Consider the following 11,444-nt stretch of genomic DNA (forward strand, 5'->3'; position numbering starts at 1 on the left):
GCGGTCAGCGGTCAGCGGTCAGGCAAGGGGGGACAGGGGTTGCGCGTCGCACTAAACGGGTTTGGTCGTATCGGACGGACGGTTTTGCGTGCCTGGCTGCAAGGGGGCTGGCCAGAGGTCGAGATTGTTGCCATCAACGATATCGCATCGCCCGAGGATTGCGCGTATCTTCTGGAATATGACAGTGTTTTCGGGCCTTTGGCGCAGAATGTCGCGCTGCGTGACGGCGCGCTTGTGGTGGGCGGACGCGCGCTGCGCCTGACCCATGCCGCCGATCTGTCCGAGGTGGATCTGTCGGATATCGATCTGGTCATGGAATGCACCGGGCGCGCGGATCGTACCGAAGTCGCGCGGCGCGGTATCCGTGCGGGGGCGCGGCGGGTGCTGATTTCCGGCCCGTCCGAGGCGGCGGAAATCACCCTTGTTCTGGGGGCGAATGAAGCGGAACTGCGGCCAGAGCACGAATTGATCTCGAATGCCTCCTGCACCACCAATGCGCTGGCCCCTCTGGCGCGGCTCCTGCATGACCAATGGGGGATCGCCACCGGCTTCATGACCACGGTGCATTGCTACACCGGCAGTCAGCCCACAGTGGATGCGCCGCGCGGCGATCCGGCGCGCTCGCGCGCCGCCGCCTTGTCGATGGTGCCGACGACGACCAGCGCGCAGCGCCTGCTGGAACGTGTCCTGCCGCAGATGGAAGGGCGGCTTCTGGGGGCGGCGGTGCGGGTGCCGACCGCTTCGGTTTCGGCCGTGGATCTGACGGTGCTGCTGGAACGCCGGGCCACAGTCGCGGATGTGAACGCGGCCCTGAGCGGGGCAGGAGGGGTGATCGGCTGGACCGAGCGGCCACTGGTCTCGGTCGATCTGCGGGCGCGGCCAGAGAGCATTGTCATGGCCCTGCCAGAGACACAGATGACCGATGCCGGGCTGCTGCGGGTCTTTGGCTGGTACGACAATGAATGGGGGTTTTCCTGCCGGATGCTGGATATGGCCCGGCGCATTTCCCGCCTGTAAGTGCGAATTTTCTTGCAATGCGTGGGCGCAGGGGCCATGTATAGGGCGCGACGTTACCACTATCGACCACTGTTCTCCGTTTCGGCCACAGTCACTTCGATCTTGCACTGACTGCGCCGGGCTGCCGCAAGGTGTGGGCAGCATTTGACAGGAGACTTCACATGGCCACTGGCACAGTGAAATGGTTCAACGCAACCAAAGGTTTTGGCTTCATTCAACCCGATGGCGGTTCGAAAGATGTGTTCGTGCACATTTCGGCTGTTGAGCGCGCAGGCCTGCGTGGTCTGGACGACGGTCAGAAAGTGACCTTCGATCTGGAAAAAGGCCGCGACGGCCGCGAATCGGCCAGCAATCTGTCGCTCGCCTGATCTCAGGTCGCGATACGGATTGAAAAAGCCGCCCCTAGGGGCGGCTTTTTTTGCTGTCTATAGCTGCGTGTCAGGCCCCGGATTTCGGCTTGAGCTTCTGGATCAGCCGCGCATGGGCGCGTCCGATCATATGCGCAGCGATGGGCGCGGTCAGCAGCAGGAACAGCGCGGTCGCGACGGCCTTGCTGACCACCTCGCCCGTGCCCTGATGAAAGGCCAACCCGACCAACACCAGAAGCGCGCCCAGGGTGCCCGCCTTGGTCGAGGCATGCATGCGCGTCAGGAGATCAGGCAGGCGGACAATGCCGATGGCGGCGATCATCACGAAACCGGCGCCTGCCAGCAGAAACAGGCCGGTCAGGATATCAATCATTTTCAAGCTCCCCGTCGCTGACCTTGCGTTGCTGTTTGCCGCTGCGTTCGAACCGGCGTTCGGCATAGCGCGCCAGTGCCACAGTGGCGAGGAACCCCACCAGCGCCAGCACGATGGCCACATCCAGCAGCGAGGGTTCATCCATGATCACGGCATAGACGCCGCAAAAGGAGATGATCGTGACGGTCATCATGTCGAGTGCCACCACGCGGTCGGCGAGTGACGGCCCTTTGGCCAGCCGGACGAAGGCCACGGCCATGCCGATCAGGATCATGACCAGCGCCAGTTGCGCGGCCACTTGCAGAAAACCGGCTGCGGTCATTGTTCGAATACCCCCATGATCAGCCGCTCGAAACCGTTCTTGATATCGTCGATCAGCTCCTCGGCATCATCCCCGAACATGGCATGCACGAGAAGCGTTTTGCGATCCTCGGACACGTCCACGCTGAGCGTGCCGGGGGTCAGCGAGATCAGATTGGTCAGGAGCAGGATTTCGAAATCGCCCTTCACCGTCAGCGGTATTTCGATCAGGGCGGGTTTGTTCTGCGGCACCGGGCGGATCACATCCCAGGCGACCTTGATCGAGGACAGCAGCAGTTCCCACAGGAAGAACAGCGCCAGATAGATCGAGCGGCGGAAGCGCTTGAAATAGAGGTCATCAATGCCGGTCAGCGGCGAGGATATCCAGAGCGCGACGAAGCCCAGCACCGCCCCGGTTGCCAGCGAGGCGAAGCTGAAATCCGCCGTCATTGCCGCCCAGGCGAAGGCCAGAAGCAGGTTCAGCACAAGTCCGTTCATGGCTGCACCCCCAGAACTGTGGTGACATAATCGGTGGGCTCCAGAAGCTGCATGGCCGCGGTCTGCGCGAATTGCACGAAGGGTTCGGGGAAGAAGCCGATGATAATGGTCATGGCGGCCAGCCCGGCGATGGGGGTGATCATGGTCGCCGTCACGCGCGCGGGCGCGCGGTCGGGGGTCGGATCATAACCTTCGGGATGGGGTTTCCAGAAGGCATAGCCCCAGATTTTCGTCATCGAATAGATGGTGAGCAGCCCGACCAGCAGCGAGACAAAGGTCACGAACCACATATCGAGTTCGATCGCGGCTTTCACGATCAGGTATTTCGCCCAGAAGCCCGAGAGCGGCGGGAAGCCTGCGAGCGAGAAGGCCGGGATGATGAAAAGGGCGGCCAGAAGCGGCGCGGATTTATACAAGCCCCCGAGGCGGTTGAGATCCGTGCTGCCCGCATATTGCTTCGCCAGACCCGCGACGAAGAAGAGGTTTGCCTTCACGATGATATGGTGAACGAGGTAGAACACGCCCCCCATCAGCGCGAGCGGGGTATAAAGTGCCAGACCCAGCGTCATATAGCCGATCTGGCTGATGATGTGGAAGGACAGGATCTTGCGGAAATCCATCTGCGCCGCAGCGCCGATAACCCCGGTGAACATGGTCAGAAGCGAGGCCCAGATCAGGATCTCATGGGTGAAGCCCACATCGCCCACGAATACCAGCGTGAACATGCGCATCAGCGCATAGACGCCCACTTTGGTCAGCAGCCCCGCAAACACCGCCGAGATGGCGAAATAGGGCGTGTGATAGCTGGCAGGCAGCCAGAAGAAGAGCGGGAACATGGCGGCCTTCACGCCGAAGCCTACCATGAACATCATGGCGATGACGGTGATCAGCCCCTGATTGTCCGATGCCGCCACAGCGCCGCGCAGATCGGCCATGTTCAGTGTGCCGGTGACCCCGTAGAGAAGCCCGATCCCCGACAGGAAGACCAGTGTCGAGACAAGGTTGAGCGCCACATATTTGATGCCCGCATCCAGCCGCTCCTTGCCGCCGCCGATGACCAGAAGCGAGAAAGAGGCGATCAGCATCACCTCGAACCAGACATAGAGGTTGAACAGGTCGCCGGTCAGGAAAGCCCCGGTCACACCGGCGATCAGCACCTGAAACAGCGCGTAAAAGCCCAGACGCTCGGTTTCCTCGGGCACCTCGCCCAGCGCGTAGATCGCGGTTGCCAGCCCGGTGATGGCGGTGATGACCACCATCACCGCGCTCAGGTAATCCGAGACCAGCGTGATCCCGAAAGGCGCGTCCCAATTCGACATTTGCGCCGCGACCACGCCTTCGCGCAGCACCGCGACCATGAGCGCGGCAGAGGCGATCAGCGAGAGCACCGAGCCCGCAAGCGAAATCCAGCGCCCGGCAGGGTAATTGCGCGCAAGATAGACGATCACCGCCGTGGCAAACGGCACGGCGATGGGCATGACCAGAACCCAGTTCATTGCTGCGTGTCCTCCTTGGGTTCGGCAAAGCGCAGTTCATCCGTCTCGATTGTGCCGGTGCGGCGGAAGGTCTCGAAAGCCAGCGCCAGCGCGAAGGCCAGCAGCCCGAAGCCGATCACGATGGCCGTCAGCACCAGCGCCTGCGGCAGGGCGTTGCCCACCGCCACCAGCGGCGCATCGGCGCCATAGGGCACCAGCGCCGGATGTCCCTTGGTCATGCGCCCCGAAGCGAAGATCGTCAGGTTCACGGCATTGGACAGCAGGATCAGCCCGAAGAGGAAGCGCATGAAGGTGCGCGCCAGCATCAGATAGACTGAAGCGGCGGTCAGCACGCCGATGATGAGAGCGGCGAGGGTTTCCATCTCAGGTCTCCTCCTCGAATGCGAATGTCAGCGACAGGATGCCGCCAAGGACGACCAGATAGACCCCGATATCAAAGACCAGAACCGAGTTGATCGAGAAGGCTGCGGTCTCGTAGCTGTCGCCGCCGACCCAGTACCATTGCCCGGTGAAGAACGGATCCCCCATGAAGAAGGACACCAGCCCCGCCAGAAGCGCGATGCCAAGGCCAAGGATGGCGATGACTTCGGGCGAGACGCGCAGCGCGCGGCGGGTTTCCTCGGGTCCACTGGCGAGTGAGTAGATGATGAAGGCCACCGCCCCCAGAAGCCCGCCGATGAAGCCGCCGCCGGGCAGGTGATGGCCGCGAAGCAGCATGAAGAGCGAGAAGACAAAGACCAGCGCGACCAGAATCCGGGCGCCTGCGGTGAAGATGATCGAGTTCATTTCTTCTCCTCCTTGGTGGCGCGCATCCCCTTGAGCAGCACGAAGGCGCCCAGGGCCGCGATCAGCACCACGGCAATCTCGCCGAATGTGTCGAGCGTGCGGAAGTCCACAAGGATCACATTGACGATGTTGCGTCCGAAGGCCTGCGTCCAGCTTGCGCCCTCGAAAAACTCGGTCAGGCGGCGGTCAAAGGGCTGATCGACGACCAAGAGCAGAACCCATGTCGTCAGCGCGCCGACCGCAATCGCGAGAACCGCATTCGGGAAGCTGTGTTTCTGCACATTGCCCTTGTCGAGATAGGGCATTTTCAGCAGCGCGAGCGCCAGCAGCACCACCACCAGCAATTCGACCAGAAGCTGCGTGATGGCGACATCCGGGGCCGAATAGGTGATGAAGACCAGCGCCACGCCGATCCCCACGGTCCCGAGCCCCACCAGCGCCGTGATCCGCGATGAGGTCATCAGCACCAGCACAGTGCCCGCCGTGATCAGCGCCGCGATGCCCCATTCCATGATCCCCAGACCACTGAAACTCACCCGCAAGGGACCGGCCCCGCGCGCGACCAGCGTGACAAGCACGGTCACGGCAAAGACCGTGAAGGTCGCGAACATGTACTGGCGCAGCACGCCGGTCTGGATCAGCCCTGTCTGGACCTTGGAGAAGCGCACGAACCAGTCGAGGAAGCGATCCCAGCTTGCATCGAGATCGGGCGATTTCGCCTCGATCCGCGCAAGGCGTTCGCGCAGGGACTGGTGGCGCAGATAGATCAGGAAGCCGAGGGCGAAGGTCACAAGGCTGAGCAGAAGCGCCATGTTGAACCCGGCCCAGAGCTTGACGCGGCCCCCACGATCCGGTGCGCCCATGACGGCATGAACCGCAGGCTCGATCAGATAATGGGCGGCGATGCCCGGCATCAGGCCGAACAGCAGGCCCAGCACGCCCAGCACCACCGGCCCCAGCAGCATGGGCCAGGGGCCTTCATGCGGGGCATGGGGCAACTCGCCCTGCGGGCCGTAGAAGGGTTTGTAGGCCACGATCCCGGCGACCGCGAACATCAGCGCGAAGGCGATCAGCGCCATCGGCACGACGAAAAGCCACAGATGCATCTCCAGCGCGCCGGAATAGGCGACCTCTTTGGCGATGAAGCCAAGGAAGGGCGGGATACCGGCCATGGCAAGGCCCGCGACCGCCGCAGCCATGGCGGTGATCGGCATGGCCTTTTTCAGGCCGCCCAGCAGATTCGCGTCGCGCGTGCCGGTGGCATGGTCAATCACGCCGATGGTGAGAAACAGCCCTGCCTTGTAGAGCGAATGCACCAGCAGGAAGGTCATGGCGGCGGTGATTGCATAGCCGGTGCTGCCCGCAAGGAACATGACCAGCGTGCCGAGCGCCATCAGCGTGGTATAGGCCAGCGTCTGTTTCAGATCGGTCTGGCGCAGCGCCATCAGCGAGGCGAAAACCGCCGTCACCGCCCCGAAGATCGAGAGGATCCAGATCCACAGATCCGAGCCGGAGAGGGCGGGATGGGTGCGCGCCAGCAGATAGACACCGGCTTTGACCATGGTGGCCGAGTGCAGATAGGCCGAGACCGGGGTGGGCGCGGCCATGGCATTGGGCAACCAGAAATGGAACGGCACCTGCGCGGATTTGGTGAAGGCACCCGCCAACACCAGAAACAGGATCAGCGTGTAGAATTCCTTGCCCACAAGGCTGCCTGCCGCGTTGATCTGCGACATCTCGAAACTGCCCTGCGTGACGCCCATCAGGATGAAGCCCGCCAGCAGCGCAAGCCCCCCGGTCGCGGTCAGCAGCAGGGCCTGCAGCGCATTGCGCCGCGATTTCGGGTCGGCATGGCCGAAGCCGATCAGCAGGTAAGAGGTGAAAGTCGTCAATTCCCAGAACACGAACAGCGCAATCAGGTTATCGGCCAGCACCACGCCCAGCATCGAGAGCATGAAGGCAAAGAGATAGAGCGCGAAACGGTCATATTGCGGATGGCCCGCGAGATATTTCGCTGCGTAAAGCATCACCAGAGCACCGATCCCGGTGATCAGCAGCGCGAACATCAGGCTCAGCCCGTCGATCCAGAAGGACAGATGCACATCGAGCGAGGGGATCCAGGGGATCACCCAGCGCACGGGCTCGCCAGCGGCGACGGTCGGCAGATATTGAAGGAAAAACAGGAAAAGCGCTGCAGTGATTGCGGTCGTGCCGATGCCGGAAAGGGTTTTCCAGGGGGCGTTGGGGTCCGAATGTTCCGCCATGGTCGGGGTCGGGCTCCTTCGTGAAAAGTGCTTACACATGGGCCGGAGGGCAGGACATTCGTCCGTTTTACCCCGGCGTCAAAGTGCTTTTTCACATCTTGCGTCCCAAGACACAATTCGATTCGGCGCAGTTTATGTCGGTTTTTGCGATGTTTTCGCGCCCTCACCTTGCGAAAGCGACATTTGCCCCCCATAAATCCGCACTGACCGGGGCCGGATGCGGCCATATGCGATGATGCGAGGAAGCAACGGTGCGCGTCCGATCCTGCAGATGCACAAGGGCTGATCCATGAGCGGCGGGCGGCTTGATCAGATGATAGAACGCGCGGTGGCCCGCATCTGCGATACCGGATACGATCTGGCCGGATTGCCGACAGAGCTTGCGACGGCATGGCCCGAAGCCCCGGCGCTGGAACTGACCGTGGCGCTGGCCTCGGCGGCGGAAGCGGTGCAATCCATGTTCCGCGCCCCCGGATCCTGCGCGGCGCGGGCGCAGGTGGTCTGGCAACAGGCGGCACTGGTCGCCGCCGAGGTGCATTACCTTGCGGTTTTGGGACGCCCGCATGCGACAACGGGCGATCTCTTCTCGCATTGGGCGCGCGACGGGGGCGGCGGATGAGCGGCAGACCGGGGGCGCGTAATCTGATCACGGATGTGGCGGGGCTCGCGCTCGGGCATGCACAGGATGCACGTCTGCGCAGCGGGGTCAGCGTGTTGGTGGCGGAGCAGCCGATGCGCGCGGGCGTGCATGTGATGGGGGGCGCACCGGGCACGCGCGAGACCGAGCTTCTCGCCCCGGACCGGCTGGTGCAGGAGGTGGACGCACTGGTGCTCTCGGGGGGATCGGCCTTCGGGCTGGATGCGGCCTCAGGCGTGACCGAGGGCTTGCGCGCGATGGGGCGGGGCTTTGCCGTGGGCGATATGCGCGTGCCCATCGTGCCCGCGGCGATCCTGTTCGATCTGGGCAATGGCGGCGCGAAGGACTGGGCGCATAATCCCTATGCGGGGCTGGGCCGCGCGGCGCTGGCGGCCGCAGCGCGCGATTTCGCTCTGGGCAGCGCGGGGGCGGGCTATGGCGCAACAACCGCGCGGCTGAAAGGCGGGTTTGGCTCGGCCTCCTGGGTCTTGCCCGATGGCGTGACGGTCGGGGCGGCGGTCGCAGTCAATCCGGTGGGCTGCGTGACCATGGGGCAGGGGCCGGAATTCTGGGCTGCCCCCTTCGAGCAGGGCGCAGAATTCGGCGGGCTTGGCATGGGGGTGGCGGATACGGTGCCGGTGACGAAACTCGCGCGCGAGGCCACGACGATTGCGATTGTGGCGACCGATGCGGCGCTGTCACAGGCGCAGCTGACGCGGATGGCGATTGCGGCGCATGACGGGATCGCCCGGGCGATTGTGCCGGCGCATACGCCCTTTGACGGGGATCTGGTCTTTGCGGTCTCGACCGGCGAAGGGGCAGCGGTGGAGGCGCCCGCGCTGCTGGATATCGGCCATGCTGCCGCCTGTTGTCTGGCCCGCGCCATTGCGCGCGGGGTCTATGAGGCACAGACCATGCCCGGCGATCTGCTTCCAAGCTGGCGGGCGCGCTTCGGGCAGGCGGGGTGAGCGCCCGCTCAGCATGCCCACCCGCCCGCCCTTGCACGCTTCGCGGGCGCTGCCCGATGCCTTGCATCGGGCAGTGAGCATGGGCGGGCAATGAAAAAGGCCGCCCGTTGCGGGGCGGCCTTCACGCCTGATCCGGCGGGATCAGAGCTTTTCGGTCAGTTCCGGGACAACCGTGAAGAGATCGCCCACCAGCCCGTAATCGGCCACCTGGAAGATCGGCGCTTCTTCGTCCTTGTTGATGGCGACGATAACTTTCGAGTCCTTCATCCCCGCAAGGTGCTGGATCGCGCCGGAAATGCCCACGGCGATATAGAGGTCAGGCGCCACAACCTTGCCGGTCTGGCCCACCTGCCAGTCATTCGGGGCATAGCCCGAATCGACCGCCGCGCGCGAGGCGCCGACCGCTGCACCCAGCTTGTCGGCCAGCCCTTCGATGATCTTGAAATCCTCTTCCGAGCCGACGCCGCGCCCGCCCGAGACCACGATCCTGGCCGAGGTCAGTTCGGGCCGGTCGGATTCGGCAACCTTGTCTTCCACCCATTCCGAGAGGCCCGGATTGGCGGGAACCGAGATGCTCTCGACCGCGGCGCTGCCGCCGGTCCCTGCGGCCTCGAATGTCGAGGTGCGGAAGGAGATGACCTTGGTCGCATCCGAGGATTTCACGGTCTGGATCGCATTGCCCGCATAGATCGGGCGCTCGAACGTGTCGGCATCGACCACGCCCGAGACATCCGAGATCACCATCACATCCAGAAGGGCGGCCACGCGCGGCAGGATGTTTTTCGCATCCGTGGTCGCGGGGGCGACGATATGGCTGTAATCGCCCGCCAGCGACAGGATCAGCGCCGCAGTGGGTTCGGCCAGACGGTGGCTGAGCGCGCCATCCTCGGCGCAGAGCACCTTGGCCACGCCCTCGATGGTGGCCGCCTGTGCAGCCGCATCAGCGGCCTTGGCCCCGGCGCAGAGCACGGTCACATCACCAAGCTGTTTCGCGGCGGTCACGGCTTTCGAGGTGGCGTCCACATTCAGCACGCCATCGGTGACTTCTGCCAGAAGAAGAACCGCCATCAGATCACCCCTGCTTCGTCTTTGAGTTTCGCCACCAGCTCATCCACCGATCCGACCTTGACGCCAGCCGCGCGCGCCGCCGGTTCTGTGGTCTTGATCACGCTCAGGCGCGGGCTGACATCGACGCCGTAATCGGCGGGCGTTTTTTCATCGAGCGGCTTTTTCTTCGCCTTCATGATATTCGGAAGCGAGGCATAGCGCGGCTCGTTCAGGCGCAGATCCACCGAGATGATCGCGGGCAGCTTGACCTTGATCGTCTGTAGACCGCCATCGACTTCGCGCGTCACGGTGGCGCTGTCGCCATCGATGCTGACGCCGGAAGCAAAAGTCGCCTGCGCCCAGCCGGTCAGCGCGGCCAGCATCTGGCCGGTCGCGTTCATGTCATTGTCGATCGCCTGCTTGCCGCAGAGCACCAGACCCGGCGCTTCCGCGTCGATCACCGCTTTCAGCAGCTTGGCGACGGCCAGCGGCTCGATATCGGTATGCACATCATCCGCGGCCACGATCAGGATGGCGCGATCCGCCCCCATCGCCAGCGCTGTGCGCAGGGTTTCCTGCGCCTGTTTCACGCCGATGGACACTGCCACGATTTCCGACGCGACGCCTTTTTCCTTCAAGCGGATTGCCTCTTCCACGGCAATCTCGTCAAACGGGTTCATCGACATCTTCACATTCGCCAGATCGACCCCGCTGCCATCCGCTTTCACACGGACTTTCACGTTATAGTCGATCACGCGCTTGACCGGCACGAGTACCTTCATCAGCGTGTTTCTCCCTCAGAAAACCTATTCCCACAGCTTCTAGCGACCCGACTGCCGGGAAAACAGTGCAAAATCGACATATCTTTGGACTGCGACGCCGCGTCTCAGGAAATGTGGGCGCTAACGGTTTGCGCCGGGCACCCAGAGAATGTCATCGGCCCCGTCATTATTGGCGATGCGTCCCGCCACAAAGAACCAGTCCGACAGGCGGTTGAGATATTTCACCGCCGATTCGTTCACCCCCTCGATCGTGGCCAGCGCCACGGTTTCGCGCTCCGCCCGGCGCGCGACCGTGCGGCACAGATGCAGATGCGCGGCCAGCGCTGCGCCGCCGGGCAGGATGAAACTGCGCAGCGGCTGGAGTTTGGCGTTCATCGCGTCGATTTCGCGCTCCAGCCGGTCCACCTGCGCGGGCACGATGCGCAAGGGAGTATATTCGGCCTCGGCGTCGCGTTCCATTTCCGGGCGGCAGAGATCCGCGCCCAAGTCGAACAGGTCATTCTGGATGCGGGCAAACGCGGCTTCCATCTCGCCCGTGGCATGCAGCCGCGCCAGACCTATCACCGCGTTCAACTCGTCCACCGTGCCGTAAGCGGTCACGCGCTGGCTGTGCTTGGCCACGCGCGCGCCATTGCCAAGCGCGGTTTCGCCCGCATCGCCGGTGCGGGTGTAAATCTTGTTCAGTACGACCATATCAGGCCCCTTTTTGCCGGAAATAGACGAAAATCATGATCAGCACCACCGCAGCGAATTGCGCATAGAGCCGCCAGCGCATCATGCGGTTGCCATTCTTGCGGTTGAACTCGCCACCGCGTGCGAAGCCGCCGATGCCCACGGCCAGAATGACCAGCACCCCCAGCGCGGCGGCGGCGGCCAGTAGAAAAAGCGGATCAGAGAGCATGGCGGGA

15 protein-coding genes are annotated in these 11,444 nt (G+C 63.6%); 4 read left to right on the forward strand and 11 right to left on the reverse strand.

Going from position 1 to position 11,444, the window contains the following annotated elements:
* Positions 1 to 39: 39 nt before the first annotated feature.
* Together BG457_RS13825 and BG457_RS13830 are read left to right on the forward strand one after the other, a co-directional pair.
* Positions 40 to 1,017 carry a type I glyceraldehyde-3-phosphate dehydrogenase gene (locus BG457_RS13825; RefSeq protein ID WP_071798003.1) on the forward strand — a complete coding sequence of 326 codons (978 nt, stop codon included), beginning with the start codon at positions 40 to 42 and terminating at the stop codon, positions 1,015 to 1,017.
* A 161-nt stretch (positions 1,018 to 1,178) separates the two neighbouring features.
* Positions 1,179 to 1,385 carry a cold-shock protein gene (locus BG457_RS13830; protein WP_071797773.1) on the forward strand — a complete coding sequence of 69 codons (207 nt, stop codon included), beginning with the start codon at positions 1,179 to 1,181 and terminating at the stop codon, positions 1,383 to 1,385.
* 70 nt (positions 1,386 to 1,455) lie between these two features.
* Here BG457_RS13830 and mnhG read toward each other — a convergent pair whose 3' ends face one another.
* From mnhG to mbhE, 7 genes are read right to left on the reverse strand one after another with little or no spacing between them, the layout of a single operon-like run.
* Positions 1,456 to 1,758, reverse strand: coding sequence for a monovalent cation/H(+) antiporter subunit G (gene mnhG / locus BG457_RS13835; protein WP_084657644.1), 303 nt, complete (start codon positions 1,756 to 1,758; stop codon positions 1,456 to 1,458).
* Positions 1,751 to 2,080: an MrpF/PhaF family protein gene (locus tag BG457_RS13840; protein WP_071797775.1), complete on the reverse strand. Its 330-nt coding sequence runs from the start codon at positions 2,078 to 2,080 to the stop codon at positions 1,751 to 1,753. Before BG457_RS13840 ends, mnhG begins: the two co-directional genes overlap by 8 nt.
* Positions 2,077 to 2,556 (reverse strand): Na+/H+ antiporter subunit E, encoded by a 480-nt coding sequence (locus BG457_RS13845; RefSeq protein ID WP_071797776.1) that lies wholly within the window; start codon positions 2,554 to 2,556, stop codon positions 2,077 to 2,079. Before BG457_RS13845 ends, BG457_RS13840 begins: the two co-directional genes overlap by 4 nt.
* On the reverse strand, positions 2,553 to 4,052 hold the full coding sequence (locus BG457_RS13850) for a Na+/H+ antiporter subunit D (protein ID WP_071797777.1): 1,500 nt from the start codon (positions 4,050 to 4,052) through the stop codon (positions 2,553 to 2,555). Before BG457_RS13850 ends, BG457_RS13845 begins: the two co-directional genes overlap by 4 nt.
* Positions 4,049 to 4,414, reverse strand: coding sequence for a Na+/H+ antiporter subunit C (locus BG457_RS13855; RefSeq protein ID WP_071797778.1), 366 nt, complete (start codon positions 4,412 to 4,414; stop codon positions 4,049 to 4,051). Before BG457_RS13855 ends, BG457_RS13850 begins: the two co-directional genes overlap by 4 nt.
* Position 4,415: 1 nt before the next feature.
* A complete protein-coding gene (locus BG457_RS13860; RefSeq protein WP_071797779.1) occupies positions 4,416 to 4,838 on the reverse strand; it encodes an MnhB domain-containing protein in 423 nt (140 codons plus the stop codon).
* A complete protein-coding gene (gene mbhE, locus BG457_RS13865; RefSeq protein WP_071797780.1) occupies positions 4,835 to 7,102 on the reverse strand; it encodes a hydrogen gas-evolving membrane-bound hydrogenase subunit E in 2,268 nt (755 codons plus the stop codon). The genes BG457_RS13860 and mbhE overlap by 4 nt, the downstream gene beginning before the upstream one ends.
* A gap of 289 nt (positions 7,103 to 7,391) precedes the next feature.
* Between mbhE and BG457_RS13870 the strand changes: the two genes are divergently transcribed.
* Positions 7,392 to 7,721, forward strand: a complete 330-nt coding sequence (locus BG457_RS13870) for a hypothetical protein (protein ID WP_071797781.1) — start codon at positions 7,392 to 7,394, stop codon at positions 7,719 to 7,721.
* Positions 7,718 to 8,707, forward strand: coding sequence for a P1 family peptidase (locus tag BG457_RS13875; RefSeq protein ID WP_071797782.1), 990 nt, complete (start codon positions 7,718 to 7,720; stop codon positions 8,705 to 8,707). Before BG457_RS13870 ends, BG457_RS13875 begins: the two co-directional genes overlap by 4 nt.
* A gap of 141 nt (positions 8,708 to 8,848) precedes the next feature.
* On the opposite strand, the gene BG457_RS13880 is transcribed toward BG457_RS13875, so the two are convergent.
* The 4 genes from BG457_RS13880 to BG457_RS13895 all read right to left on the reverse strand — a co-directional run bounded on the left by BG457_RS13880 (position 8,849) and on the right by BG457_RS13895 (position 11,437).
* Positions 8,849 to 9,775 (reverse strand): electron transfer flavoprotein subunit alpha/FixB family protein, encoded by a 927-nt coding sequence (locus tag BG457_RS13880; RefSeq protein WP_071797783.1) that lies wholly within the window; start codon positions 9,773 to 9,775, stop codon positions 8,849 to 8,851.
* Positions 9,775 to 10,536, reverse strand: coding sequence for an electron transfer flavoprotein subunit beta/FixA family protein (locus BG457_RS13885; protein ID WP_071797784.1), 762 nt, complete (start codon positions 10,534 to 10,536; stop codon positions 9,775 to 9,777). The genes BG457_RS13880 and BG457_RS13885 overlap by 1 nt, the downstream gene beginning before the upstream one ends.
* 120 nt (positions 10,537 to 10,656) lie before the next feature.
* Entirely contained in the window at positions 10,657 to 11,229 is a 573-nt protein-coding gene (locus BG457_RS13890; protein WP_071797785.1) for a cob(I)yrinic acid a,c-diamide adenosyltransferase, read from the reverse strand.
* A 1-nt stretch (position 11,230) separates the two neighbouring features.
* Complete coding sequence (locus BG457_RS13895; RefSeq protein WP_071797786.1) at positions 11,231 to 11,437, reverse strand: twin transmembrane helix small protein; 207 nt, start codon at positions 11,435 to 11,437, stop codon at positions 11,231 to 11,233.
* Between the last annotated feature and the right edge of the window lie 7 nt (positions 11,438 to 11,444).

This window comes from Natronohydrobacter thiooxidans, assembly GCF_001884735.1.
In the GTDB taxonomy this organism is placed as follows: domain Bacteria; phylum Pseudomonadota; class Alphaproteobacteria; order Rhodobacterales; family Rhodobacteraceae; genus Roseinatronobacter; species Roseinatronobacter thiooxidans_A.

Excerpts from the sequence above, each read along its gene's own strand:
- BG457_RS13860 (WP_071797779.1), bottom strand. The coding sequence starts at position 4,838 with ATGAACTCGATCATCTTCACCGCAGGCGCCCGGATTCTGGTCGCGCTG.
- BG457_RS13840 (WP_071797775.1), bottom strand. The coding sequence starts at position 2,080 with ATGACCGCAGCCGGTTTTCTGCAAGTGGCCGCGCAACTGGCGCTGGTC.
- BG457_RS13875 (WP_071797782.1), top strand. The coding sequence starts at position 7,718 with ATGAGCGGCAGACCGGGGGCGCGTAATCTGATCACGGATGTGGCGGGG.
- BG457_RS13885 (WP_071797784.1), bottom strand. The coding sequence starts at position 10,536 with ATGAAGGTACTCGTGCCGGTCAAGCGCGTGATCGACTATAACGTGAAA.
- BG457_RS13895 (WP_071797786.1), bottom strand. The coding sequence starts at position 11,437 with ATGCTCTCTGATCCGCTTTTTCTACTGGCCGCCGCCGCCGCGCTGGGG.
- BG457_RS13870 (WP_071797781.1), top strand. The coding sequence starts at position 7,392 with ATGAGCGGCGGGCGGCTTGATCAGATGATAGAACGCGCGGTGGCCCGC.
- BG457_RS13855 (WP_071797778.1), bottom strand. The coding sequence starts at position 4,414 with ATGGAAACCCTCGCCGCTCTCATCATCGGCGTGCTGACCGCCGCTTCA.
- BG457_RS13850 (WP_071797777.1), bottom strand. The coding sequence starts at position 4,052 with ATGAACTGGGTTCTGGTCATGCCCATCGCCGTGCCGTTTGCCACGGCG.
- BG457_RS13830 (WP_071797773.1), top strand. The coding sequence starts at position 1,179 with ATGGCCACTGGCACAGTGAAATGGTTCAACGCAACCAAAGGTTTTGGC.
- mbhE (WP_071797780.1), bottom strand. The coding sequence starts at position 7,102 with ATGGCGGAACATTCGGACCCCAACGCCCCCTGGAAAACCCTTTCCGGC.
- mnhG (WP_084657644.1), bottom strand. The coding sequence starts at position 1,758 with ATGATTGATATCCTGACCGGCCTGTTTCTGCTGGCAGGCGCCGGTTTC.
- BG457_RS13890 (WP_071797785.1), bottom strand. The coding sequence starts at position 11,229 with ATGGTCGTACTGAACAAGATTTACACCCGCACCGGCGATGCGGGCGAA.
- BG457_RS13845 (WP_071797776.1), bottom strand. The coding sequence starts at position 2,556 with ATGAACGGACTTGTGCTGAACCTGCTTCTGGCCTTCGCCTGGGCGGCA.
- BG457_RS13880 (WP_071797783.1), bottom strand. The coding sequence starts at position 9,775 with ATGGCGGTTCTTCTTCTGGCAGAAGTCACCGATGGCGTGCTGAATGTG.